Raw genomic sequence first — 23,209 nt, 5'->3', positions numbered from 1 at the left:
CCAAAGGAGGCTTATATGAACGGGACCACCCTGGACCTGCAGTTATTGGAAAAAATGAAGCCGGAGCTCACCGCGTTCTGCTACCGAATGCTCGGATCGATCGATGACGCGGACGACGCGGTTCAGGAGATTTATATCCGCGTTTGGCAAAGCTGGAGCTCGTTCCGGCAGGAATCCTCGCATAAGACATGGATCTATCGAATCGCCTCCAATTTATGCCTGGATAAACTTAGACAGGCCAAACGCCGGGTGCTTCCCGTCGATCTGTCCGATCCGGCGGGTTCCATTAACGAACCCCGGGAGACGTTGCCCGATTCCTCATGGATCTGGCTGGCTCCCGATTTCGGGGAAAATCCCGAGGATGCGCTCATCCGCAAGGATACCCTGCAGCTCTGCTTCATCGCGCTCCTGCAGACCTTGCCGCCCCGCCAGCGAGCCGTATTGATTCTGAAGGATGTCTTCGACTGGTCCTCCAAACAGATTGCGGAGACGCTGGGAATGACGCCGGCGGCCGTGAACAGCGCTTTGCAGCGGGCCCGGGAAACCATGGACCGAACCCGGCTTCGTTCCGACGAGCTTAGTCGGATGGAAGGCGAGCCGGACCGCGAGCTGTTGTCGCGGTATGTGGAGGCCTTTGAGCAATTTGACGTCGACCGGCTGGTCGCGTTGTTTCACGAGGAAGGGTGCATGTCCATGCCGCCGTTCCCGATGTGGGTCCGCGGCAAAGAGGATTTGTCGAAGTTCTTCACGCTTACGCGTTGGCATTGCGAGGGTTCCCGGTTTTTGCCGGTCAAAATTAACGGCGGGTATCCGGCGCTTGCTCAGTATATGCCAAGCAAGGAGGGCTCCGGCCTGGTGCCTTGGGGGATTCATGTCCTTGAAACGAAAGAGGATCGCATCCTCCACGTCCAAAATTTCATTAACACGAAGTTATTTTCCCGATTGGGGCTGCCGGAGCGATTGGACCGATGAATTTCAAATTCGGGTTACGTCTATAGGAATGTAAAGTAAAAACAATCCTGTTGAAAGAGGTGCCTTTGAGAGATGGAAACGAACCAACCGACGAAAGTAACCGTTCAAGCGGTCATTCAAGCCCCTGTTGAAAAAGTATGGAGCGATTGGACGGAGCCGGAGCACATTACGAAGTGGAATCAAGCCTCCGACGACTGGCATGCGCCAAGAGCGGAGAACGATTTGCGGGCGGGCGGCACGTTCCTGACCCGGATGGAAGCGAAGGATGGCAGCATGGGTTTTGATTTTGGCGGAGTTTATGATGAAGTTAAAACGCATGAATTCATCTCCTACACCTTGGGAGATGGGAGACGGGTGGAGATCACCTTCGCCGCAGAAGGCCAAGGGACGAAGGTCGTTGAAACGTTTGATGCCGAAAGCACGCATCCGGTGGAATTTCAACAGGCCGGCTGGCAAGCGATTTTGGACAATTTCAAGATGTACGTGGAACAATCCTAAGAAACGGAAAGGGCGCCTCAAGGGGCGCCTTTTTTCGAATGGAATCAAGGAAGTATAGAATAATTGCGGAAAGCCCCCCAGCTTTCTTGTCTAGCAAACAGGGGATAGGAGGACACAAAGTTTACAATGACAGGGGTACGATCCAATTCGGGGTATACATCAAATAAGTACCTGTCGCCGTATCGAATGGCGGTGAATGCAAGGGGGAGTTCGCGTCGAAAAGTTTCGTAGCGCCTGGCTGATGCGCTTTGGTTATATTCACCTTGATCGATATATACTGACACCGCATAAATCAAGGAACCCCCGTCTAGGCGCCATTCGCCTAATACCTCATCTCTTATCGAATTGACTTTATCCCAAGCATACTCCAATCCAATCGTTAAAAATAACGCTCCCGTCGAATCCGAGTGAGTTAAGGAGTGACGCCGAGGCATTACCGGTTCCGTAGAAGTGATGCCGTCTCTGTAACAAACAAACAGTTTATCAGGGTTGAAATGGCCCAAGAAACTCTCTCCCTTATTCGCTTTATTATCGTTTATGTCGGTCTCCACGGATTCATTCGTCGATTCTGGAGCACGACAAAAAACTCCAATAGACGTATTTGTCAGTTGGAGCTACACTAGGGTAGGCGACAAAGAATACATCTAGTAGGAGCTTGTTTAACGTGACGATAACTGAACGTATCCCTTCGTGGAAGAAACTTAGTCTTTTTGCCGTGACCTGGCCCATCTTCATCGATTCGGTGTTAAGGATGATGCTGGGCACCGTGGACGTGTTTATGTTGAGCCGGATTTCCGATACGGCAACAGGCGCGGTGGGCTTAGCGAATGAAATCATCTATTTCTGCATTTTGATGTTTGGATTTGTCGGCATCGGGACGAGTGTGGCGGTCTCCCAGTATATCGGCGCCGGGCGAGAGAAAGAAGCGAGCCGCGTCTCGGCATTGGCGATTTCGATGAACCTCATTTTCGGGATTCTCGTCAGCTTTATCCTTTTTAGCTTTGGGGAGCCTCTCCTGCGGCTGCTTAACCTGAATCCGGAACAGATTGGCATCGCAAGCCATTATTTGAAGATCATCGGTGGCTTTATGTGGATCGAGGCGTTGTCTTACGCGGTTTCCTCGGTCATCCGTTCAAGCGGGAACACCAAAAGCGTGATGTACGTGACGCTCGGCGTGAATCTCCTGCACGTTACGGGGAATTATCTGCTCATTTTCGGGAACCTGGGCTTTCCGGAGATGGGTGTTACCGGCGCGGCCATATCGACCGTGATCAGCCGGTTCGTCGGCATTATCGTGCTGTTCTTCATCTTATACCGCCGAGTTGCAGCGCCGATTCGCGGGAAAGATTACGTGACCTGGAACGGGACTTATGCTAAACAGATTTTGAGCGTCGGGTTGCCTGCGGCGGGGGAGCATCTCGCTTGGCAATCGCAGTACCTCATGATCATCGGTTTCGTGAACATGATCAGCATCACGGCCTTAAATACGCATGTTTACGTGATGAACATCTCGAACTACTTTATGGCGCTGGCCGCGTCGATCGGGGCGGGGACGGAGATTATCGTTGGTCAAATGGTCGGTGCTGGCGAAATGAAGGCCGCCTATAAGCGACTGATGAAGAGCGTACGGATCAGCTTCCTGTTAACGTTGGCCATCGTGGGGGTGGCCTCAATTTTCCGCCATGACCTCATTGGCATGTTCACGGATGATCCTGCGATCATCGCAACCGGAGCAAGCATCTTCTTGCTCTCCATCGTGCTTGAGCCCGGCCGGACCTTCAACATGGTCATCATCAATTCGCTGCGCGCCGCCGGGGATGCCCGTTTCCCTGTTCTCATGGGCGTATGCTCGATGTGGGGCGTGTCGGTTCCACTGGCTTACTTGCTAGGGGTTCACTTGGAGATTGGGCTGCTTGGCATATGGATTGCATTTGCTGTGGATGAATGGCTGCGGGGTTTAATCATGCTGCTTCGCTGGAGAAGCCGCACCTGGGAGAAGAAAGCGCTCGTCAAGCCGATTTCCGCAACGGAAGACGGCCTTGGAGCGCCAGCCTAACACGTACGGAACTATTGGACGAAAAGAATACATGCGGACTCGATGGATGGGAAGTGGGACAAGGACGAATGGATCGTTCTCTCACTTCGCATCCATTTTTCCATGCATCCGTTCGACGGTTTTGTCCTAACAAGACCTTTGGCCGGATGTGTTGTTAATTGAATCGTTTATACGTACAATGAGGAAAATACGAGTTCGGATCGCAGTCAACGCAACCGCTCATGACAAGGATGAAGTCAGATGTTCGATCTTCTCATCACGGAACAGCAAGATACGCCCTTATACCAAAGGATCTACGACGAAATAAGGGAGCAAATCCACATTGGCCGGCTACAGGGTGGCATGAGGCTTCCTTCGGTCCGTTCGCTTGCGGTTCAACTGAACAGTAGCAAGACGCCGATCGAGACGGCGTACCAAATGCTGCTTGCGGAAGGGTACGTGCTCAGCGTTCCTCGCTCGGGGTTGTACATAGCGGATTATGACCGGCTGTTCCCGACCGAACCGTCGAGACCTTTCAACAGTTCGCCGACGCCGGGCAGACCGGAAGAACCACTCCATTTGCGGGCACGCCCGACCGCTGTTGATTTTAACCCGACGTCCCTAGACCCTGCTTTGTTTCCGTTCCGAACATGGAGTAAGTTGCTGAAACAATCTCTAGAACATTTTGCAGGGGACATGGGGAAGTATGGAGATCCGCAGGGGGAGTGGGAGCTGCGAACAGCCGTAGCTCAATATCTGTGGAGCTCTCGAGGAGTAAATTGCCTGCCGGAACAAATCGTCATTGGCTCCGGCATGGCCTACAGCATCGGAATCTTGATCAAACTGCTGCCCGGCTTGAAGCGGGTTGCGATGGAGGAGCCGGGGTATAATTTGGTGCGTGATCAATTCGTGTTGAACGGATACGGGATTGATCCCATTGAGGTACGGAAAAATGGAATCGAAGTGTCCGATCTTTGGACAAGTTCGGCACAGGCCGTATACGTAACGCCATCCCATCAATTCCCTACCGGCGGTATTTTGCCGTACCCGGACCGGGAACGGTTACTGGATTGGGCAGCGGAACGAGGAGCTTATGTTGTCGAAGATGATTATGCAGGCGAGTTTCGCTATTCGGGCAAACCGATACCGTCCCTGCAAAGCTTGGATCGACGCGATCGGGTGATTTATATCGGGACGTTCTCAAAGGCGGTCACTCCTGCCCTGCGTCTCAATTACATGGTATTGCCGCCTGCTTTGCTGGAAACCTTGAGATCCATGCCGTATGAAATTCTTTTCGCGCCATCCCGTATCGAGCAATGGGCGATGTACCTCTTTATAGAGCAGGGTCACTGGCATAGGCATATCCGTAAAATGCGCAACACGTACCGGAGAAAGCATCGCCATCTCCTCGCGTTGATTGCTTTGCATTTAGGCGACCTTGTGGAGGTAACGGGGGAGCACGCCGGACTGCATCTTCAACTGGCCGTAAAAACCCGGCAATCTGCTCAAAGCTTAGTCAAATTGGCGGCGGGGGCCGGCGTGGCCGTATATGATTTTCATAAAATGTGGATGGGGGAGAAACCGATAGCCGAGAAATTCCCCAACGTATTCCTGGGATTTGCGGGGATTGGCCTGCAGGAGATGGAAACCGGCATTCGGTTATTGCGCAAAGCTTGGTTCGAAGGATTCATTGACGATGCCACACCTTAAGAGGTTAAGGTTGTCGCTGGGTTCGAACGTTTTCTGCTGCTTGTTCCCGCTAGGAAAACGCCGCTCAGAATCAGGACAAGCCCTGCGATCATCCGCCAATGAAACGGCTCGTTGAGCAGCTTGACGCCCCATAGGAGCGAAAATACGGGCAGCAGGTAAGTGACGAAGGTTGCAAACGTCGGCCCGCCATGTTTGACGAGCCAATAAAACAGGATGTAGGCTAATCCTGAGCCCAGGATGCCTAAACCCATCATGGCCCCGAGGTTGGAAGGCTCCAGCATACGGGCATAGGGGATCGGCTCCAAGCACAGGGCAAATACCCCGCTGCCGGCCATGGAGAAGAGCAGTGTCCCAAAAGTGGCTTGATATGTCGAGAGGGTGCGCAATAGCCGACCCGATAGTTGGGAGCCGGTGCCGTAGAACAGCGATGCGAGGAGCATACCTGCAACCCCCCATGCGCCGGTTTCGGACACGGTACCCGGATGAGGTTCAAGGATTAGGAGCACCCCTACCGCGGCTGCAGCCATTCCCATCCACTTTGTCTTATGCATCGAAGCTCCGAAAAACAAGGTGCCTACCGCCAAGGAAAAAAGCGGCGTCGTCGCGTTCAGTACGGAAGCCATGCTGCTCGAAATATGGGTTTCGCTGAATCCGATCAAGGCCCAGGGGATGCAGGTATTCACCATTGCCATCAAGGCAACGGGCCGCCATGGAATTTGCCTCCATTTGAAGGGGATCCGAAAGAGCAGCATCACGGCCGTTATCGCTAGACAACCTAGGGCGGAGCGGAAAAATACGATGGTCCAAGGGCCAAAGTCCGCCACTAAGAGCTTGATAAAATAATAGGAGCCGCCCCAGATAGCACCCAGCATCAATAGGGCAAGGTAACGGGAACGCGGGGTGCTCATGACCGCGGGCCCCTTGGATTTGATTCTAGCGGAAACCGGTTGAATAGCTGCCTGAGTTCTCCGATCAATCCATTTTGATACGTGATCCCCGAGTCGGCGCGGTAGAGCTCTCCAATAGCCTTATACGTTTCATTCAGATTTTCCTGATAATCGGAGGCTTGGGGATTGGGATGGGATTGCTTGAACCCGTCCATCACGGCTTGAATGTAAGCGGGGCGCGCCCCCCATCGGCCGAGCACGCGGCCGTCTTCATCCATAAAGACGGCGATGGGCTGCGCTCGTCCTCCGTTCGTGAGGAAGAGGTCCATTACCTCAAGGTGCTCTTCCATGAGCAGGACGCCGGCCTTGATATCAGCATGCTCCATCACTCGAAATAACACGGGAACGTTCCAGATGACATCCGGACACCAGTCCGTGCAGAGGATCAGGCAGGTCATCTTGGCATGCTCGCCGAAGCGAAAGAAAAATTGACGATCTTCATCGCTCCCCCAAGTAAAATGGTCATAGATCTCCCGGAATCGCTCTTTGGTGTTCGCGATCCCGCTTAAGGGCATCTGTCGGTCCAGCATGTTCTCCATGAACTGTTCCGGAAGAATGCCTTGACCGAGAAGATGTCGTAGAATTAACGGTTGCTCCATTTCGATATCACCTCATTTGTAGGATAAGGTGAATATAAACGAAATCTGACCGCTAATAAACGGTCAGATTTGAGATGTTTGTAAGAGACAGTTGTTTTTACTTGAATAAGCGAGTTCAGCTTTACGAGCAAGAACCCCCCGTTCCCGGAGGGTTCTTTGTCATGACGGCGGGAGGTTCCCGGACGAGCCGGGTTTGGTTCTTTCCGCCAACTTTGTAATCGAGGTGATGTCTTCCTCCGTTAATGGATCCAGGAAATACTTGCGGATGCCTTGGGAGACTACCGGTCGTGCGTCCTCTAAGGCGGATCTGCCCGCAGCCGTAAGCAATACCTGGACGCCGCGGTCCGTATCCAGCGGTTTTCGCTCGACCAGCCCACGTTTCTCCATCCGCGTAAGGTGGTGGGATAAGCGGCTCTTATCCCAGTCCATGGAATCGGCTAGTTCCTGCTGCCGCAAGCTGCCTTCCCCCAGGAGGTCAAGCCGGTCCAATATGCCGTAATCCCCCTCGGAAAGTCCCGTTTGCTCCGTCAGGTCTTTGATGACATGGCCGAAGATCCGTTTGAAGGAGCCCTTCCACAAGTTCCATATTCGCATTTCTTCTTCGGTTAACTCGTTCTTCTTCATAGCCACATCATAACACGGTTGACGTGTCAACCACAATATGATAAAGTGAGAGCGTTGGTTGACGTATCAACCTAAAATGGATTCAACAATAAGGAGCGTGCACTTATGGAATATCTCAAGCTTGGACGATCGGGGTTGGAGGTATCGAGACTATGCCTCGGCTGCATGGGTTTTGGCGTACCTGAAAGGGGGACCATCCCATGGTCCCTGAACGAAGAAGACAGTAGACCGCTCATCAAGAAGGCGATTGAAGCGGGGATTAATTTTTTTAGCACCGCCAATATGTACTCCGACGGAACCAGCGAAGAGATTCTAGGGCGTGCGTTAAGCGATTATGCCCGCCGGGACGAGGTCGTCATTGCCACCAAGGTATTTGTTCCGATGCGCAAGGGTCCCAACGCGATGGGGCTCTCCCGCAAGGCGATCCTGACCGAAATCGATCACAGTCTCAAGCGGTTGGGTACGGATTACGTCGATTTGTACCAGATTCATCGTTGGGATCCGAATACGCCGATTGAAGAGACGATGGAGGCGCTTCATGATTTGGTGAAGGCCGGGAAGGTAAGGTACATCGGCGCTTCCTCCATGTCGGCCTGGCAATTCGCCAAGGCTCAGCACGTTGCCGAACGTAACGGTTGGACCCGGTTTATCTCCATGGAGAATCGGCTCAATCTGCTGTATCGCGAAGAGGAGAGGGAGATGATTCCCTTATGCATCGATGAGGGGGTGGGAATCACGCCGTACTTGCCGCTAGCCGCGGGGCGGCTGACTCGGGACTGGAGCGAGCAGACTTCGAGATCGGAGAAGGACGCGATCGCCAAGGCCTTGTTCGTCAAAACCGAAGAAGCGGACCGCAAGGTCGCGGAGAGAGTCGCGGAGGTTGCCGCGAACCGGGGCGTTCCTCGAGCCCAAATCGCACTGGCATGGCTGCTGCAAAAAGAAGGGATCACAGCTCCGATGATCGGGGCGACTCAATCCCGCCATCTCGACGATGCCGTATCGGCGTTGTCGGTTCAATTGACACCCGAAGAAGTCGTGAGTTTGGAGGAGCTTTACGTGCCACATCCCCTGGCTTAAAGGAAACGAAAAAGAAGCCGCTTCAACCGGAAGCGGCTTCTTCATTTTTGCGCACTCGCCCCATTACTCTATCGAGTCCTTCGTGGCTTGATACAGCTTTTCCGTATATTCGTCGATCTCGTCCCGGGACATGCGCAAACGCTCTGCTGACGAGCCGTATCCAATCTCCTTCTTTCCCTCGGCTAAGCCCTTGAAAATCCCATCCGTGAAGGCATCCAGCGGTTCTCCGTGCGTATGCAATCCAGACCCCCCGAGATCCGTGTTCACCGCGGGCGGAGCAATTTCAATGACTTCAACCGATGTATCGGACAATTGATGTCTCAAGCTGACGGTGAAAGAGTGAAGCGCCGCTTTGGTAGCCGAATAAACCGGGGCAATCGCAAAGGGGGTAAACGCCAGCCCAGAGGTGACATTAAGAATCGCAGCGGTTTCTTTCTTCGCAAAATACGGAGCGAACAGTATGGATAAATGGACAGGCGCCTCGATATTCGTGGTCATCTCCTTGCCATAGTCGTGCCAGTGGTCTCTCGCATCTGCTTTCAGCAGGTTATATCGCAACTGGATGCCGGCATTATTGACCAGCACGTTCACGTCCGGATAGTTCGTTGTCACCCAGTCAAACAACGCCACGCGATCAGATTCTACCTCCAAGTCGCAGGCTCGGGTAATCAAGCCGGGCACTTGCTCCCGGGCTTGTTGGAGCACGCTCTCCCGTCGGCCGCACACGATGACGGTATTACCGGACTGCACGAATCTTTCCGCAAAAGCCAGCCCGATCCCGGAGCCGCCGCCGGTAATCAATATCGTATTTTCTGAAAGCTTCATTTGCTTTCCTCCTCTAGTTGTTTTTGATAACGTTCGATTTTATCGTCAATCCCCAGCAAGTGCTCGTTCATCAAAGCGATCTCTTCCGTCACCTTCTTCTTGTGGTTCACCAGCATCTCAAGCCGGTTCTCAATGGAGGCATCCCCTTCGACAACCCATTCCATATACTGCCGAATGCCGCTAATGGGCATGTTGGTGTTCTTGAGGCAAATCACGATTTGAAGCAGCGCCAATTGACGTTCTGAAAATAAGCGTCTGCCCGCCTCGTCCCGTTCGATAAACGGGAGCAGCCCTTTTTTCTCATAGTAACGCAAGGTGGATTCCGGAATATCGTAGGTTGCTGAAGCTTCGCCAATGGAATAATACTTCATGAGTGGAGGCCCCCGAATCTAAGGTTTCTTGTCGACATGACTATGATACGACTTAAACTATGGTTTAAGTCAACAAGTTCGTTTGCATTTACGTCAGCCTGCTCGGTTACAGTATAATAGGGGAGGAGTGAAAGACCCCAAAGAGAGGAGCCAAGGGAAATGGCACAATCATTACAAGGTAAAGTCGCGATCATCACAGGCGCAGCTAGAGGGATCGGGAAAGCAACAGCCGTGGCCTTAGCCAAAGAAGGCGTAAACGTAGGTTTAATCGCAAGAACGGAGTCGACATTGAAAGAGGTCGCAGCCGAACTGCAAGGGTTGGGAGTCAAGGTCGCTTATGCGGTGGCCGATATTGCCTCGAAAGAACAAGTGGAGCAGGCTGTTGAAACGTTGAAGAACGAGCTGGGCCCAGCGGATATTTTGATCAATAACGCGGGAATTGCTACGTTTGGGACGGTGCTGGAGATGGACCCGGCCGAATGGAAGGGTATTATTGACACCAATGTATTGGGTACATACTACGTAACCCGAGCGGTACTACCTCAACTGGTCGAAAAAAATAGCGGAGATATCATCAACATCTCCTCGACGAATGGACTGAACGGGGCAGCGACCTCGAGCGCCTACAGCGCCTCGAAATTCGCCGTGATCGGGTTTACGGAGTCCCTTGCTCAGGAGGTTCGCCGCAATAACATCCGGGTGTCGGCTTTAACGCCAAGCACAGTGGCAACCGATTTGGCCCTTGAGCTGAATTTGATTAAGGACAATAACGACTCCAAGTTCGTTCAACCGGAAGATCTGGCAGAATTTATTGTCAGCCAATTGAAACTGAGTCAACGCGTTTATGTGAAGACGGCCAGCTTCATTGCGACGAACCCGTTTTGAGCGGTGGAGCCAGCGTTATTAGGCTCATAAACAGGAAGCCCCCTTGTGGGCTTTTTGTTTTTTTGTAGGGGAACGGTTGATCTGCTGGCGGCGAATATGCGAACATGAGGTTATACGACGAGAAGAGGGGGCCCGCCTCGTGGCCAAATGGGATAATATGTTGTCCATGTTATGGATGCTGCGTTTCGGCAGGAAGCTTACGGCGGCCCAGATCGCAGACAACCTGGAGATCAGCGTCCGCACCGTGTACCGGTATATCGATGCTTTATGCGCCAGCGGCGTGCCGGTCGTTGCGGAATCGGGCCACGACGGAGGCATCCACATTCTGGACAGCTTCAAGGAAACGCCCTTGTTCTTCAACTCGGTAGAACTAAAGGCGCTTGTCGACGCGTACAAATTTGCCCAGGGCGCCGGATATCCGTTTACGGAAGAGCTGGAAAGCGCGTTGAAGAAGGTGGAGAACAGCCTGCATGAAGAGCAGCGTCAGGATCTTTCGGCGCAAACGAGCGGATTTGACGTGATATCTCCGGCGCGCCCTCCCTTCTTGATCGCAGCATTGCGGGACTTGGAGCAAGCGGCGAAAGAGGGGCGGACGGTCCGCATCGTGTACCGCAAGGCCAACTCGGAGCGGGAGGAAGAACGCGACGTTGATCCGTACGGGTTGGCTTTTGACCGGAACGAATGGTACGCGGTCGCGTTTTGCCGACGGTCGAATGCGATGCGGACGTTCCGCGTGGACCGCATCGAGCGGTTAGAGCCGACCGAGGGGCAGTTTGAAAAACCGGAAGGCTTCTCGGCATCCGATTATTTCCGCGACCAGACCGAGCAGGGGCGGGAAGCGGAAGGGCCGTTGGTCGTCGTTCGTATCCAAGGATTACCGGACAGGCTCAACGAGGTGTGCAGCCATTGGCATCTACGCCACTATTTGACGGAACGCACCGACCGGGAGGCGAGCTTTGCGCTCGACGTTCCGACGATGAACAAGTACCTTCCGAAGTATCTCATCACGTTCGGGACGGCCATCCGAGTCCTTGAACCGCCGGAGTTGAAACGCAGAATTCAGGAGACTGCCTACGGCATCGCCAAACATTACTTGGATGAAACCGATTGATCTTCGCTGACAGCATTTGTCATGGAGTCCGGTATATGATAGAGACACGGCTTCAGCGGAAGCGGCAGCCTAACGACGACAATGACAAGGAGCGTGAAACGATCCATGCAAAGACCTTCGGATCAATGGCTTAACTATCATGTTTGGGCGAATGACCAACTGTTCACTCATTTGGAGCAGCTTCCGGAGGAGGTATTCCATGCGGATGTGACGAGCGTATTCCCGTCCGTGGCTCAGGCGTTGGGACATATTTACCTGTTCGATCAGCTTTATCTGTCCGTGCTTGAGGGCGTTCCGAGCGAGGACATTTTTCCGAAAATGCCGATCTGGTCAGAGGAAACGAAAGGCAAGTCCGTAGGCGAAATACGGCAGCTGTTCGCCGGCGTCGCCGATCGGTTCCGCGATCTGCTGCAGCATACGCCCGACCCGGATATGGCGATGACGATCCACCACCCGAAATATGGCAGCCTGGATACGCGTTTCTCCGATATTCTGCATCATGTGGTCAATCACGGGACGTATCACCGGGGGAACGTGACCGCGATGCTGCGGCAGCAAGGGTATGCCGGCGTCCCTACGGATTATTTGTTCTTCTTGCTGGGGCGGCAGGCGGGAACGCCGTCGCTTTAACCATCAAGCAAAAAAACCAGCCTATTCAGAATGGGCTGGTTTTCCGTCTTCGTATGCCGAGATATTGAAGTTATTTCGTTCTTTCTTTCAAAGAGGCCACTTCATAAGTGATCAGTTGGCTGTCGAGAATCGGGGATTCCTTTTGCTCGGCACCGGCACCGGGTTCCGGACGTTTATGCGCCTCCTTGAAGCTATCACTGTTTCTCCAAGCCGTGAAATCCTCCATGGTCTCCCAATGCATGTTCACATTCAGCTCATCATGATCTTCGTGTTGTGCCAGGAGAACCTCGACTTTCACCAAGCCCTTCGTTTGGTCTAGCGGTCCGGAGGCCGTGAAACCTGGAGCCATGACGGCACCCATCCCTTTTCTGACTTTGATTCGGTTCGTGATGACGATCATCTTCAACCTCTCCTTTTTCTCATGGATTCGTTTATTTCGCCCGTTCTGCTAGCAGCAGCTTGCCATCTTCCATGTGATACACTCTATCGCAGTATTCAAGCATGCGCTCATCGTGGGTGACCATAATCGCCGCAATCTTGCGCGTCTTTACTTGATGCGAGATCAGATTGACCACCTCATGCGCCCGCTGGGTGTCTAGGCTGGCTGTGGGCTCGTCGGCCAAAATGACGTTGGGATGATTCATCAACGCCCGCGCAATCGCGGTGCGCTGTTTTTCGCCGCCAGACAGCTCTTCCGGGAAGCTCTTCAGCTTCGATCCGAGTCCCAGTTCCTCCAGCAGCTTAACGGCGAATGCTCGATCCTCCGCTTTTATCTTGCCCGCCATCTTCTTTACTATGAGAAGTTGGTCAAGAACGTTAAGATAGGGGACCAAATTGGAGGACTGCATAATAAATCCGATTTCTTTCAACCGAACACTGGACAGCTCTTTATCGGAGAATGTCGAAATCGGTTGTCCATTTAAACGAACTTCTCCTTCGGAAGCTTTGAGCAATGCCCCGGCAATCGATAAAAAGGTGCTCTTCCCGGATCCGGACGGGCCGACTACAGCGACGAACTCACCTGGCTCGACGGAGATCGATACTTGCTCTAAAGCGGTGACCTTGTTGCTTCCCTCGCCATAATATTTCGATACCTTGCTGATTTCCAAACCTGTTGTCATTATTCCACCCTCCCAAGCGCTTGAAGCGGATCAATTTTTGTGATTTTGCGAACCGATACCAGGGAGCTTAGCACCGCAATTACCAGAAGGACCACCGAATACACCACGACGAGATTCGTCTCCAGCTTGAACGGCATCCCCTTAGGCATGATAGCCGCGGTCCCATACGCAAGAAGAACCCCGATGACAATGCTCACAAGCGAGAGAACCGTCACTTGCGACACGATCGCTTTGCTTAGGAATCCATTTTTTGCGCCGATCGCCTTCATAATGCCAAATTGATTCGTTTTCTGCATCGTCATGACGTAGAAGAATACACCCAACACAAATGCGGAGATGACGAACAAGAAGGCCAGCATCATGAGGATCGTGCCATTCTCCTCCTTATAGCCCGGCATGCCCTGTACCGCTTTGGCACGCGTCACGGTGTCCGTATTCCCAAGCTTGTCGTTGATGGTATCCGGGTCAATTTTGGATCCCTGCAGCATGATGGCATTGACAGGACCTTCAATCCCTTTGTCGGAGCCGGGCGCGGCGAATGCAATGTTGCGCCATTCCGGCATCGGAATAAATACGGCCGGCAGATGGTTATAGGTTTGATTCTCAACAAACCCCATAATCGTCAAAGCCTCTGTCGAACCGTCCAATTTGAACGTATCTCCGAGTTTAAATCCTTCTTCCTTCATCGAATCATTTACGATGACACCAGTTAGTTGATCATTCGTAAGCTTATCGCCCTCGATGACCTCCGGCTCTAGGAAGCTGCCGGGAACGATGCCCAAGATTGCGATATCGACTTTATCGTCATTCTTCGTGCTATCGCCTTTCAGGGCCGTCGCCATCGTGCTTCCCATAGGAGCTGCCGCAATGACGTTCGGCAGTTTCCCGGCTTCCTCTACCAACTGATCGGATAACAGGGATTTACTCATGGAATTCTGGGAGCCTTGCTCGAAGACCACATAATCGGCTTCCATATTCTTAAACGCTGACGCCGCCAGCGAAGATAACCCGTTCCCCAATCCTGACAGGATAAAGACCAGCCAAGCCATCATGACAAAAATAATGACAATCATCGAAAATCGCAGCTTGCTATGCATGATTTCTCTCATAGCTAAAAACATGTAATTCAGCTCCTCACTCTGTATTTTGACACTAGTGTCAGATTGGATATCAAATATCACTTAATGACTACCTCTTGATTAAACACCATTTTGACACCTGTGTCAAAATTAAAATATGGAAGGACTTCGCCCTTACTGCTTGGCCCCACCCATCCATATTTGAAACAGCATCCTGCTCCACTCAGGGACGGGAACGTTCATCATATTCGGCGTGTTGATGAGATTGAAGAACATGCCGACATGCACAGGCAGGGGGATGTCTTCTCTGAGGTGCTTCTCCTGCTGGGCTTTCTGAAACAGACGGGTGAGCTGGACTTTAAGAAACTCGTGCGCGGATTCCACATATTCGATATCCCTGCGTGCGGCCTCCGATGCGGTTGTTTTGATTTTGTACGCATCCGCTAAGAGCTGATGCAACTGGAACTCCTCGAGGTAGATGTTAAGCAATTCCTGAAGGGCTCGCATGGAGTCGGTTTCGTCAAGCGCAGAGGCTTTCTCTAGGATGGCCCCAATGCTTCGTTTCATGCAGGCTGCAATGATCTCATCCTTATTGGCATAATATTGATAGATCGTACTTCGTGCACCGGGTAAGTGTTCCGAGAGCAGCTTGAGGTTAAACCCGTCATAACCGCGCTCCAGCACCAAACGTTTCGTTAGGTCTAGCAGCTCCGAATGGGAGTAGGATTGTTTTCTGGCCATGGGTCATTCCTCCTTTCTTCACCGCGGTGTAAAGCTTAATTATCCTTCTCATCCTGCTCCAACATGCGCAATAAATTCTCTTCCGTACCCGTTCCAGGCACGGGAACAAAGAAACACCAATGCATCCCCGGATTGTTATCGATCGAGGCGGAATGGACCTTAAACTCCATCATCTGGTCATCCGGAAGACGAAATAATGCGGTGGACACCCGCTTTTGTTTTATTTCATACAGCTCCCAGAAACGAGAAAATTCTTCGCTGTGCCGTTTCAGACGTTCTAATCTTTCCATGTACAGCGGATGATCTTTATATAGATCTAAGTTGGCCCGAAGCGTAGCCGTGCTGAATCGGACAAATTCCTCCCAATTCACCAGCCTCTCACGGTAATCCGCACTGAAAAAAAGGACGTTCAGCATATACCGTTCGTTCTTGGGTAGACGACCGAAATCGGCGATAATCAGTTTAGCTGCCCGATTCCAGGCGATGACATCCGTACCTTCGTCTGTAACGAAGGAGGGATACACCATTTGGTCGACGATGGTTTGCATGAAACCAAAATCCGCCCCTTCGCGATGGTGCACAACTCCAGCGCTGGCCGGGTCGAGATTGGCGAGGCCGAATAGATATTTTCGCTCGTCTTCGTCCAACATCAAAGCGTTGCTGATATTTAATAACACTTCAGGTGAAGGGTTAACCTCTCTGCCTTGCTCCAGCCAAGTATAATAGGTTAAGCTGACATTCGCGAGATAGGAGACTTCTTCTCTTCGCAGGCCCGGGGTACGTCTACGTCCGGGAAGTGGCTTGATCCCGGCGATGGAAGGCTGCAGCCGTTCCCTACGGGATTTGATGAATTCCCCCAATGCGGACGAGGTCCGATTTACATTCACATTTTTCACCCCCCAAGACCATTATAGTCCCAGTTCCGTGACTCTTGCCACAAGAGATCGCCTTTACCGGGTAATCCCATTAATAGTATAAATATGATGTGGCTGGCCCCCTCCTGGCGAAGATAAGATGAAGATCATTGAAGACACGAAGTGTTGTCCTTAGGAGGGGGGTTATTTCATGAATAAGTATGAATATTCTAATAAGTTGGCCTTAGTCACCGGGGCTTCATCCGGGATCGGAAAAGTTTATGCCAAACAATTGGCGGCAAGGGGCAGTCACGTCGTGCTGGTCGCAAGATCCCAGGATAAATTGGAGGCCATTGCAGGGGATATTAAACGTCAGTACGGGGTGCAGGCGGTTGTTTTGGCATGCGATTTGTCCCAAGCGGATGCGCCTCGTCAACTAGCCGATCAAATTGCCGAGCTGGGCTTGACGGTCGATATTTTGATCAACAATGCCGGGTTCGGTACACATGGACGCTTCGAGGAGCTCGACCCGGGTCGTGAGCAGGAAGAAATCACGCTGAACACGGCGTCGTTAGTCGATCTTACGCATCGTTTGCTGCCCCATATGTTGCGGCGGGGGGACGGAGTCGTCGTGAATGTGGCTTCGATGGCCGCCTTTATGCCTTGTGCATATTCGGCCGTTTATGGCGCAACCAAGGCGTTTGTCATTTCGTTCTCTGAAGCGCTGTGGGCGGAAATGCGGGGAAGGGGCGTTCGAGTGCTTGCATTATGCCCAGGGGCAACCGATACAGGATTCTTCGATGCGGTTGGCAGTACAGACATGGCTGCAGGCAACAAGCTCTCTACACCGGAAAAGGTAGTGCAGACCGGATTTCGCGGGATTGACCAAGGGCGCAGTTATATCATTGAGGGTCGATCCAATTCGTTTATGGCTCAAATGATCCGATTTGTAAGCCGACGCCGAGTGGCCCTGATCATGGAACGCATGACAAGACCGAAGAACTGATGGAAGGAATGTTATTGACAAAATATTTATCCGCGAGTAGTATTTGAAAAAATTGAATAATTCGCAAGCTATGATGGCTATGGATCACACTATAGTCGGAGCAGCTTCTGGAGAGACTGCGGAGATTCCGCGGCGCCGAAGGGTTCACAATCTCAGGCAAAAGGACAGAAGAGTACTAAATAATTGTTTATTTAGGTTATTTATTATTCTTATGACCCGGAGATTGGAGCGCATCCAATCTCTTTTTTTTGGCGTTATTTGTTCAATATTTCACATGTAGTCAATCATGAAGGATTAAGGGGGAGTTAGGGGTGGCGCAACAAGAATTAAAGAGAGATTTAGCCAATCGACATGTTCAACTGATCGCTATAGGAGGAACGATTGGGACCGGGTTATTCCTAGGATCAGGGAAAGCGATCCAACTGGCCGGCCCTTCAATCGTTTTTGCCTATTTACTTGTGGGGATCGCCGTATTTTTTGTCATGCGAGCGCTGGGAGAACTGCTGTTATCGAAAGCGGGATATCAATCCTTCACGGACATTGCCGAAGACTATCTTGGGCCCTGGGCCGCGTTCGTTACAGGATGGACGTATTGGTTCTGCTGGATCATGACGGCGATGGCGGATGTCATTGCTGTTGGGGTGTACGTGCAATATTGGTTTGATATCCCGCAATGGGTGCCGGCGGTGATTTGCTTGATTATTTTGCTGGGACTTAACCTGTTAACCGTGAAGAATTTCGGCGAGTTGGAGTTTTGGTTTGCGTTGATTAAGGTTGTGACGATTCTCGTGTTAATCGCCATCGGTGTGATTTTGCTGGTCATCGGATTCAAGACCGATGCTGGAGCCGTAACCGTGAAGAATATGTGGGGGCACGGAGGGCTGTTTCCCAACGGAATAACCGGTTTCTTGCTTTCCTTCCAAATGGTCGTGTTCGCCTATGTTGGCGTGGAGCTCGTTGGGGTATCCGCTGCAGAAACCTCCGATCCGGAGAAAAATATCCCATCCGCCATCAATAAAATTCCGCTGCGAATTTTATTCTTCTACGTTGGCGCTTTAGTCGCTCTCTTATGCATTAACCCCTGGACGGGGCTGACTCCGGCGGAGAGCCCGTTTGTGAAGACATTTAGTCTGGTCGGCATTCCGATTGCCGCGGGGATCATTAATTTTGTCGTTTTGACCTCGGCCGCCTCCGCTTGTAACAGCGGGATGTTCTCGACCAGCCGGATCCTGTATAACTTAAGCAAGAATAATCAAGCTCCTACCCGGATGGCGAAATTGAACAAGAACCATGTGCCTGGCAACGCACTGCTGATTTCCACGCTGATCATCTCCGTCGGGGCGCTGTTAAGCAAACTGATCCCGGGGCAAGCTTTCGGCATCGTGACGACGATTAGCGCCATTTGTTTTATATGGGTGTGGGGCGTGGTGCTTGTGTGTCATATTCGTTATAAGCGAACGCAACCGGAGCTGCAGGCTAAGTCGAAGTTTAAAGCGCTGTTTACCCCTTTTATCAATTATGCTGTTCTCACCTTGTTTGCAGCAATCCTGCTGATTATGTTGTTCGCGGATGAGACACGTCCGGCCCTATTGTTGACTCCACTATGGTTCATTCTATTGTTCGTCTTGCATGCGATGAGAAAGCGTAAGGAACAGGCAACCCCTGCACCCCTAGAGCAAACCCATCTATAACAGCGGCTTCCAGGTTTGCAATTCGAATCAAATTTATAGGATTTTCCGGTGATATGATCAGGGTGAAAGGAGGAGGACTTCCATGTACGAATGGAATGAGACGGTTCAACGCATGGTGGACTGGGTGGAGACGCACATCACGGAAGATACGTCTCTATTGAAGATGTCAGACGCGCTGGGGTATTCCCCGTTTTATTGCTCCAGACAGTTCAACCAGTACACGGGGGTGACCTTGCGGGATTATATCTGGACGCGAAGAGTCAGCCGTGCCGCCATGGAGCTCCGCGACACGGATCAGCGGGTCCTGGATATCGCCGTAAAGTATGGATTTTCATCGCAGGAGGCGTTTACGAGAGCGTTCGTGAAAGCCTTTCAGCTCACCCCTGCGGCCTACCAAAAGGCGCCAAGACCCATTCCCTTAGCGATTCGTCAGGAAGTATTCTCGCCTTATCACTATTGGATCAAGGAGCGGGATCACATGAGTGAAATTCACTTGCAGCCGGCGGAGATCAAAGTCGAGTTCATTCCGGCCCATAAGTTTATCGGGATCTGGGATTTGACCGTCAACAACTACGGGGATTTCTGGGAGAACGGGCACTCCTGCGACGAAGTCAGCGGAACCTTAGAAAGCATGTCTAACCATACCCTGAAGGGGCAATTAGGGCAGACGGCGGGGTGGTTTTACCGGGACGGCCAAAAAGGGTATCTGTACGGCATCCCGGTTCCCCTGGAAGATGACGGACCGATTCCGGAAGGAATGGAGTGCCGGGAGATCCCGGAGTCGGAATACCTGGTGTTCTTCCACCCGCCGTTTGACTACCTAAAGGATAACGGAGCGGTGATGAGCGCGGTGGAGGAGGTTGCTTGGAACTTTGATCCCAGCCAACTGGGGTACGAATGGGATGAAGAGCTCAAGCAGGACTATCAACGGCATTACCCGGAAGGTTACGGATATGCCGTGCTGCGACCGGTTAAGAAGAAGGGATAAAGGGGAAAGGCCATCCTGCTGGATGGCCTTTTACTTATTTCTGTTGCCCCTTCACCCGCTTCAATGCCGCAACGATCAGGAAGCTGATAATGACGAGCAGAAGCCAGGAGCTAATCTTGCCGAGATGGACGAGATGCCAGCCATCGGATTGGTTCGGGTACCTCCAGGCGCTGAAGAACGTGGCGACATTCTCTGCGACCCAGATAAAGAAGCCAATCAGCACAAAGGAGAGGGATAACGGCATCCGGTAGGGTTTGCCGCCAACCTCGTAGGTGACCCAGGTCCGCCAGAAGACGAGCAGCACCAGCGCCGACAACCACCACCGAACATCGATCCAATAATGGTGGGTGAAGAAATTCAGGTAAATGGAGGCGGCCAGCGGGACGACCAACCAGAGCGGGGGGAAGCGGACCAGGTCCACCTTCAGACGTCGCCAGGCCTGGCACAGATAACTCGCCACACTGGCGTACATGAACCCGCTGTAGAGGGGCACGCCGTTTACCTTTGTCCACCCTTCATCGGGATACGCCCAAGAACCCATATGAACCTTGAACAGCTCCAGCGCCAAGCCGATCAAGTGGAAGACCGTGATGACCTTCAGTTCGTCGCGGGTTTCCAGTCCTGAACGAACCATCCAGACCTGCATGGCGAGGCAGATCAGCAGCAACCAGTCATAACGGGGGAGCCAAGGCAGCGGAAGAAACTGCGTCAAAGCCAGCGATGCAAAAATCACCACAGGGAACACGCAGGACAATGCCTGCTGCCAGCCGAAGCGCACCAACTGCCGAAGGGCATGATCAAGGCGTTCACCTACGCGCAACTCCCCTTTGTTCAGGGATTGACTCAGGCTACTCCTCATCGTTTCGGTACTCCATAATATCACCGGGTTGGCAATCCAACGCCTTGCATATCGCCTCCAAGGTGGAGAAACGAATGGCTTTGGCCTTCCCGTTTTTCAATATAGAGAGGTTGGCCATGGTGATACCGACCCTCTCCGAAAGCTCCGTGACACTCATTTTCCGTTTTGCCAGCATGACGTCGATATTGATAATTACACCCATGGGTTCCCTCACCTCAGATCGTTAAATCGTTTTCCGATTTGATGTCGATAGCATTTCTTAAGAGCCTCTGCAGCACGGCCGCAAAAACGGCAATGACGAGGGAAGCGAAGCAGATGACCAATCCGAGAGCGGCGAGGCCCGGAGCATCGTCCTTCTCCGCGATGATGAATAGGACTGGCAAGATGACCGCATATAAGATGCAGATGGTGATGGCGCAGTTTCTAATCCGTCTTAAAGCCATCACCGAGGCTTCAGAAAAGGCAGTATTCTTGTCGATATAACTTAACAGCCTCAGTGTCTGGTATAGCGCATAGAAAAAGGGAATAGCGGAAGCGTACATGGCAGTGAGCAGGGTCAAGTATATCAACGGCGGATAATACTCCACCAAATCCTTGGCAATCGTGGGTACCCCAATCACGCATACGGCAAGGATGGCGATCCCCATCAAGAAAACGACCCCCCTTAAGAAAAGGGTAGAACCTTGTTCACGTTTCATCATTAACAGCACCTCGCGTAGTGATAGTGTCGAAGCTAATTTAGCATGTTTTTTATCGATAATCAATAAATATTTATTAATAAATGAAATGTATATATCGAGAAATGATACTTTTGTTAAGAGTGCCTGATAAGTTCTTTTTGGATGGCTTCAAAAAATCAATTATTAAATATCTTAGAAATTAATATTTCAATCCCTCACTATTGTTGTTACACTTAAATCAAATCAATTATTACGGAAAAGGTGTGGGCCGGCTCGTCTCCAGACTTGTAGCGAGAGCGATTCGAGAGCGCTTACATCCTTTCAGCAAAATAAGGGCATAAGGGACGGTAAACATGAATCACGGACAAACAAGTACAGACGTTATTTTGATTGGTGCCGGAATTATGAGTGCGACGTTAGGGACCCTGCTGAAAGAATTGGCGCCGGACTGGAACATCACGGTGTTTGAACAACTTGCCCGAGCAGGGGAGGAAAGCTCGAACGAATGGAATAATGCGGGAACGGGTCATGCCGCGTTGTGTGAGTTGAACTATACCACGGAGCGGCTGGACGGAACCGTCGATATTAGCAAGGCGGTTAAAGTGAATGAACAGTTCCAGGTGTCAAGGCAGTTCTGGTCTTATCTGGTTCAACGCCATCTGATCCGGAATCCGCAGGATTTCATCATGCCGCTGCCTCATATGAGCTACGTGCGTGGGGAGCAGAATGTTGAATTCCTCAGAAGACGTTACGAAGCCTTATCCTCGCATCCTCTGTTCCAAGGGATGGAGTTCTCCGATGATCCTGGGAAACTGAGAGAATGGGTTCCGTTGATGATGACAGAGCGAAAAGCCCAAGAGCCGATTGCGGCAACGAAGATCGATTCGGGCACGGACGTGAATTTTGGTACCTTAACGCGGATGCTGCTGAATCATTTGAAGGAACAGGACGTGGATATCCGTTACAAGCACAGCGTGAAGAAGTTGAAGCGGATGCCGGACGGGTTGTGGGAATTGAAAGTGAAGGACTTGAGCAGCGGCGTGACCCAGCGCCATACCGCCAAGTTCGTCTTTATCGGTGCTGGCGGCGGGAGCTTGCATTTATTGCAGAAATCCGGCATCCCGGAAGGGAAGCGGATCGGCGGCTTCCCCGTCAGCGGGTTGTTTATGGTGTGCAACAATCCGGAAGTCGTAGAGCAGCACCATGCCAAGGTTTACGGCAAAGCCTCGGTTGGGGCACCGCCGATGTCCGTTCCGCATCTGGACACCCGGTTCATCGACAATCAGAAGGCGCTGCTGTTCGGACCTTTTGCCGGCTTTTCGCCGAAGTTCCTCAAGACCGGCTCTCTATTCGATCTCATCACCTCCGTCAAACCGCATAATCTTCTGACGATGCTGGCCGCCGGGGTAAAGGAGATGTCACTGACCAAATACCTGGTTCAGCAGCTCATGTTGTCCAAGGAACAACGTATGGAGGAGCTGCGGGACTTTGTCCCGGGGGCCAAGAGCGAGGATTGGGATCTGATCGTCGCCGGTCAGCGGGTGCAAGTCATCAAGGATACAGTGGAGGGCGGCAAAGGAACGCTGCAATTCGGCACGGAAGTAGTCAGTGCCGCCGATGGCACGATAGCCGCATTGCTTGGCGCTTCCCCGGGGGCTTCGACCGCGGTGCAAGTCATGCTGGAGGTTATCGAGAAATGCTTCCCGCAGCAGTATGAAACCTGGAAGCCTAAGATCAAAGAAATGATTCCTTCATTTGGCTATTCGTTGTCGGAAAATCCGGACCTCTTCCAGTCGGTTCATCGAGCAACTTCACAGGCACTTGGATTATCGGAAACCAAGCCACAAGCCGTTTCGGTATCATAATTTGTTCTGCATCATGTTGAAGAGCTAAGCCGGCGTCAAGC

The 23,209-nt window shown here is 52.0% G+C and carries 26 protein-coding genes and 1 riboswitch; of the genes, 12 read left to right on the top strand and 14 right to left on the bottom strand.

Annotated elements, in window-relative coordinates; all coding sequences use genetic code 11:
• Positions 1-15: 15 nt before the first annotated feature.
• Positions 16-972: a sigma-70 family RNA polymerase sigma factor gene (locus KJS42_RS07105; RefSeq protein WP_213622437.1), complete on the top strand. Its 957-nt coding sequence runs from the start codon at positions 16-18 to the stop codon at positions 970-972.
• Positions 973-1,044: 72 nt separating this feature from the next.
• Positions 1,045-1,470: an SRPBCC family protein gene (locus KJS42_RS07100; protein WP_213622436.1), complete on the top strand. Its 426-nt coding sequence runs from the start codon at positions 1,045-1,047 to the stop codon at positions 1,468-1,470.
• Positions 1,471-1,514: 44 nt separating this feature from the next.
• On the opposite strand, the gene KJS42_RS07095 is transcribed toward KJS42_RS07100, so the two are convergent.
• Positions 1,515-2,021: a staygreen family protein gene (locus KJS42_RS07095; RefSeq protein ID WP_306433130.1), complete on the bottom strand. Its 507-nt coding sequence runs from the start codon at positions 2,019-2,021 to the stop codon at positions 1,515-1,517.
• A gap of 113 nt (positions 2,022-2,134) precedes the next feature.
• On the opposite strand from KJS42_RS07095, the gene KJS42_RS07090 reads away from it, so the two are divergent.
• Positions 2,135-3,526: an MATE family efflux transporter gene (locus KJS42_RS07090; RefSeq protein WP_213622434.1), complete on the top strand. Its 1,392-nt coding sequence runs from the start codon at positions 2,135-2,137 to the stop codon at positions 3,524-3,526.
• Positions 3,527-3,766: 240 nt separating this feature from the next.
• A complete protein-coding gene (gene pdxR / locus KJS42_RS07085) occupies positions 3,767-5,215 on the top strand; it encodes a MocR-like pyridoxine biosynthesis transcription factor PdxR (RefSeq protein ID WP_213622433.1) in 1,449 nt (482 codons plus the stop codon).
• On the opposite strand, the gene KJS42_RS07080 is transcribed toward pdxR, so the two are convergent.
• The 3 genes from KJS42_RS07080 to KJS42_RS07070 form a co-directional block, all read right to left on the bottom strand.
• Positions 5,212-6,123 carry a DMT family transporter gene (locus KJS42_RS07080; RefSeq protein ID WP_213622432.1) on the bottom strand — a complete coding sequence of 304 codons (912 nt, stop codon included), beginning with the start codon at positions 6,121-6,123 and terminating at the stop codon, positions 5,212-5,214. The genes pdxR and KJS42_RS07080 overlap by 4 nt on opposite strands.
• Complete coding sequence (locus KJS42_RS07075) at positions 6,120-6,761, bottom strand: thioredoxin family protein (protein WP_213622431.1); 642 nt, start codon at positions 6,759-6,761, stop codon at positions 6,120-6,122. The genes KJS42_RS07080 and KJS42_RS07075 overlap by 4 nt, the downstream gene beginning before the upstream one ends.
• 159 nt (positions 6,762-6,920) lie before the next feature.
• Complete coding sequence (locus KJS42_RS07070) at positions 6,921-7,385, bottom strand: MarR family winged helix-turn-helix transcriptional regulator (RefSeq protein WP_213622430.1); 465 nt, start codon at positions 7,383-7,385, stop codon at positions 6,921-6,923.
• Positions 7,386-7,490: 105 nt separating this feature from the next.
• Here KJS42_RS07070 and KJS42_RS07065 point away from each other — a divergent pair, with 105 nt between their 5' ends.
• Positions 7,491-8,462 carry an aldo/keto reductase gene (locus tag KJS42_RS07065; RefSeq protein WP_155604650.1) on the top strand — a complete coding sequence of 324 codons (972 nt, stop codon included), beginning with the start codon at positions 7,491-7,493 and terminating at the stop codon, positions 8,460-8,462.
• Positions 8,463-8,525: 63 nt separating this feature from the next.
• On the opposite strand, the gene KJS42_RS07060 is transcribed toward KJS42_RS07065, so the two are convergent.
• A complete protein-coding gene (locus KJS42_RS07060) occupies positions 8,526-9,287 on the bottom strand; it encodes an SDR family oxidoreductase (RefSeq protein WP_213622429.1) in 762 nt (253 codons plus the stop codon).
• On the bottom strand, positions 9,284-9,658 hold the full coding sequence (locus KJS42_RS07055) for a MerR family transcriptional regulator (protein WP_213622428.1): 375 nt from the start codon (positions 9,656-9,658) through the stop codon (positions 9,284-9,286). The genes KJS42_RS07060 and KJS42_RS07055 overlap by 4 nt, the downstream gene beginning before the upstream one ends.
• Before the next feature lie 159 nt (positions 9,659-9,817).
• Here KJS42_RS07055 and KJS42_RS07050 point away from each other — a divergent pair, with 159 nt between their 5' ends.
• The 3 genes from KJS42_RS07050 to KJS42_RS07040 all read left to right on the top strand — a co-directional run bounded on the left by KJS42_RS07050 (position 9,818) and on the right by KJS42_RS07040 (position 12,284).
• Positions 9,818-10,543, top strand: coding sequence for a 3-ketoacyl-ACP reductase (locus tag KJS42_RS07050; protein WP_213622427.1), 726 nt, complete (start codon positions 9,818-9,820; stop codon positions 10,541-10,543).
• Between the two features lie 139 nt (positions 10,544-10,682).
• A complete protein-coding gene (locus tag KJS42_RS07045) occupies positions 10,683-11,654 on the top strand; it encodes a helix-turn-helix transcriptional regulator (protein WP_213622426.1) in 972 nt (323 codons plus the stop codon).
• 105 nt (positions 11,655-11,759) lie between these two features.
• Positions 11,760-12,284 carry a DinB family protein gene (locus KJS42_RS07040; protein ID WP_213622425.1) on the top strand — a complete coding sequence of 175 codons (525 nt, stop codon included), beginning with the start codon at positions 11,760-11,762 and terminating at the stop codon, positions 12,282-12,284.
• Between the two features lie 70 nt (positions 12,285-12,354).
• On the opposite strand, the gene KJS42_RS07035 is transcribed toward KJS42_RS07040, so the two are convergent.
• From KJS42_RS07035 to KJS42_RS07015, 5 genes are all read right to left on the bottom strand, one after another.
• Positions 12,355-12,684, bottom strand: a complete 330-nt coding sequence (locus tag KJS42_RS07035; RefSeq protein WP_213622424.1) for a heme oxygenase — start codon at positions 12,682-12,684, stop codon at positions 12,355-12,357.
• Between the two features lie 31 nt (positions 12,685-12,715).
• Positions 12,716-13,405 (bottom strand): ABC transporter ATP-binding protein, encoded by a 690-nt coding sequence (locus KJS42_RS07030; protein ID WP_213622423.1) that lies wholly within the window; start codon positions 13,403-13,405, stop codon positions 12,716-12,718.
• Positions 13,405-14,526: an ABC transporter permease gene (locus KJS42_RS07025; RefSeq protein ID WP_213622422.1), complete on the bottom strand. Its 1,122-nt coding sequence runs from the start codon at positions 14,524-14,526 to the stop codon at positions 13,405-13,407. Before KJS42_RS07025 ends, KJS42_RS07030 begins: the two co-directional genes overlap by 1 nt.
• 132 nt (positions 14,527-14,658) lie before the next feature.
• The gene (locus tag KJS42_RS07020; protein ID WP_155604657.1) at positions 14,659-15,225 is read right to left on the bottom strand and encodes a TetR/AcrR family transcriptional regulator; all 567 of its coding nucleotides are present in this window, start codon (positions 15,223-15,225) and stop codon (positions 14,659-14,661) included.
• Between the two features lie 35 nt (positions 15,226-15,260).
• Positions 15,261-16,112: a helix-turn-helix transcriptional regulator gene (locus tag KJS42_RS07015; protein ID WP_213622421.1), complete on the bottom strand. Its 852-nt coding sequence runs from the start codon at positions 16,110-16,112 to the stop codon at positions 15,261-15,263.
• 178 nt (positions 16,113-16,290) lie between these two features.
• Here KJS42_RS07015 and KJS42_RS07010 point away from each other — a divergent pair, with 178 nt between their 5' ends.
• The 3 genes from KJS42_RS07010 (at position 16,291) to KJS42_RS07000 (ending at position 19,764) form a co-directional block, all read left to right on the top strand.
• A complete protein-coding gene (locus KJS42_RS07010) occupies positions 16,291-17,085 on the top strand; it encodes an SDR family NAD(P)-dependent oxidoreductase (RefSeq protein WP_213622420.1) in 795 nt (264 codons plus the stop codon).
• A 97-nt stretch (positions 17,086-17,182) separates the two neighbouring features.
• A riboswitch (glycine riboswitch) is annotated at positions 17,183-17,263 on the top strand.
• Between the two features lie 133 nt (positions 17,264-17,396).
• Positions 17,397-18,776, top strand: a complete 1,380-nt coding sequence (locus KJS42_RS07005; protein ID WP_213622419.1) for an amino acid permease — start codon at positions 17,397-17,399, stop codon at positions 18,774-18,776.
• 82 nt (positions 18,777-18,858) lie between these two features.
• Positions 18,859-19,764: a helix-turn-helix domain-containing protein gene (locus tag KJS42_RS07000; protein WP_213622418.1), complete on the top strand. Its 906-nt coding sequence runs from the start codon at positions 18,859-18,861 to the stop codon at positions 19,762-19,764.
• Positions 19,765-19,798: 34 nt separating this feature from the next.
• On the opposite strand, the gene KJS42_RS06995 is transcribed toward KJS42_RS07000, so the two are convergent.
• From KJS42_RS06995 to KJS42_RS06985, 3 genes are read right to left on the bottom strand one after another with little or no spacing between them, the layout of a single operon-like run.
• The gene (locus tag KJS42_RS06995; protein WP_213622417.1) at positions 19,799-20,623 is read right to left on the bottom strand and encodes a DUF817 domain-containing protein; all 825 of its coding nucleotides are present in this window, start codon (positions 20,621-20,623) and stop codon (positions 19,799-19,801) included.
• A complete protein-coding gene (locus tag KJS42_RS06990; protein ID WP_155604661.1) occupies positions 20,613-20,825 on the bottom strand; it encodes a helix-turn-helix domain-containing protein in 213 nt (70 codons plus the stop codon). The genes KJS42_RS06995 and KJS42_RS06990 overlap by 11 nt, the downstream gene beginning before the upstream one ends.
• A gap of 13 nt (positions 20,826-20,838) precedes the next feature.
• Positions 20,839-21,321: a DUF2975 domain-containing protein gene (locus KJS42_RS06985; RefSeq protein ID WP_155604919.1), complete on the bottom strand. Its 483-nt coding sequence runs from the start codon at positions 21,319-21,321 to the stop codon at positions 20,839-20,841.
• Positions 21,322-21,656: 335 nt separating this feature from the next.
• On the opposite strand from KJS42_RS06985, the gene KJS42_RS06980 reads away from it, so the two are divergent.
• Complete coding sequence (locus tag KJS42_RS06980; protein ID WP_213622416.1) at positions 21,657-23,168, top strand: malate:quinone oxidoreductase; 1,512 nt, start codon at positions 21,657-21,659, stop codon at positions 23,166-23,168.
• Positions 23,169-23,209: the final 41 nt, after the last annotated feature.

The organism is Paenibacillus sp. J53TS2 (assembly GCF_018403305.1).
Taxonomy (GTDB): Bacteria; Bacillota; Bacilli; order Paenibacillales; family Paenibacillaceae; genus Fontibacillus; species Fontibacillus rhizolycopersici.
The sequence above is the reverse complement of the archived record's forward strand: the minus strand, read 5'-3'. Positions and strand labels throughout refer to the sequence as shown.

What these genes read in the sequence shown, in the direction of transcription:
- KJS42_RS07100 (WP_213622436.1), top strand. Translation starts at nt 1,045, where the DNA reads ATGGAAACGAACCAACCGACGAAAGTAACCGTTCAAGCGGTCATTCAA.
- KJS42_RS06980 (WP_213622416.1), top strand. Translation starts at nt 21,657, where the DNA reads ATGAATCACGGACAAACAAGTACAGACGTTATTTTGATTGGTGCCGGA.
- KJS42_RS07000 (WP_213622418.1), top strand. Translation starts at nt 18,859, where the DNA reads ATGTACGAATGGAATGAGACGGTTCAACGCATGGTGGACTGGGTGGAG.
- KJS42_RS07035 (WP_213622424.1), bottom strand. Translation starts at nt 12,684, where the DNA reads ATGATCGTCATCACGAACCGAATCAAAGTCAGAAAAGGGATGGGTGCC.
- KJS42_RS07065 (WP_155604650.1), top strand. Translation starts at nt 7,491, where the DNA reads ATGGAATATCTCAAGCTTGGACGATCGGGGTTGGAGGTATCGAGACTA.
- KJS42_RS07040 (WP_213622425.1), top strand. Translation starts at nt 11,760, where the DNA reads ATGCAAAGACCTTCGGATCAATGGCTTAACTATCATGTTTGGGCGAAT.
- KJS42_RS07080 (WP_213622432.1), bottom strand. Translation starts at nt 6,123, where the DNA reads ATGAGCACCCCGCGTTCCCGTTACCTTGCCCTATTGATGCTGGGTGCT.
- KJS42_RS06995 (WP_213622417.1), bottom strand. Translation starts at nt 20,623, where the DNA reads ATGAGGAGTAGCCTGAGTCAATCCCTGAACAAAGGGGAGTTGCGCGTA.
- KJS42_RS06985 (WP_155604919.1), bottom strand. Translation starts at nt 21,321, where the DNA reads ATGAAACGTGAACAAGGTTCTACCCTTTTCTTAAGGGGGGTCGTTTTC.
- KJS42_RS07060 (WP_213622429.1), bottom strand. Translation starts at nt 9,287, where the DNA reads ATGAAGCTTTCAGAAAATACGATATTGATTACCGGCGGCGGCTCCGGG.
- KJS42_RS07105 (WP_213622437.1), top strand. Translation starts at nt 16, where the DNA reads ATGAACGGGACCACCCTGGACCTGCAGTTATTGGAAAAAATGAAGCCG.
- KJS42_RS07010 (WP_213622420.1), top strand. Translation starts at nt 16,291, where the DNA reads ATGAATAAGTATGAATATTCTAATAAGTTGGCCTTAGTCACCGGGGCT.
- KJS42_RS07070 (WP_213622430.1), bottom strand. Translation starts at nt 7,385, where the DNA reads ATGAAGAAGAACGAGTTAACCGAAGAAGAAATGCGAATATGGAACTTG.
- KJS42_RS07075 (WP_213622431.1), bottom strand. Translation starts at nt 6,761, where the DNA reads ATGGAGCAACCGTTAATTCTACGACATCTTCTCGGTCAAGGCATTCTT.
- pdxR (WP_213622433.1), top strand. Translation starts at nt 3,767, where the DNA reads ATGTTCGATCTTCTCATCACGGAACAGCAAGATACGCCCTTATACCAA.
- KJS42_RS07055 (WP_213622428.1), bottom strand. Translation starts at nt 9,658, where the DNA reads ATGAAGTATTATTCCATTGGCGAAGCTTCAGCAACCTACGATATTCCG.
- KJS42_RS07050 (WP_213622427.1), top strand. Translation starts at nt 9,818, where the DNA reads ATGGCACAATCATTACAAGGTAAAGTCGCGATCATCACAGGCGCAGCT.
- KJS42_RS07030 (WP_213622423.1), bottom strand. Translation starts at nt 13,405, where the DNA reads ATGACAACAGGTTTGGAAATCAGCAAGGTATCGAAATATTATGGCGAG.
- KJS42_RS07020 (WP_155604657.1), bottom strand. Translation starts at nt 15,225, where the DNA reads ATGGCCAGAAAACAATCCTACTCCCATTCGGAGCTGCTAGACCTAACG.
- KJS42_RS06990 (WP_155604661.1), bottom strand. Translation starts at nt 20,825, where the DNA reads ATGGGTGTAATTATCAATATCGACGTCATGCTGGCAAAACGGAAAATG.
- KJS42_RS07025 (WP_213622422.1), bottom strand. Translation starts at nt 14,526, where the DNA reads ATGTTTTTAGCTATGAGAGAAATCATGCATAGCAAGCTGCGATTTTCG.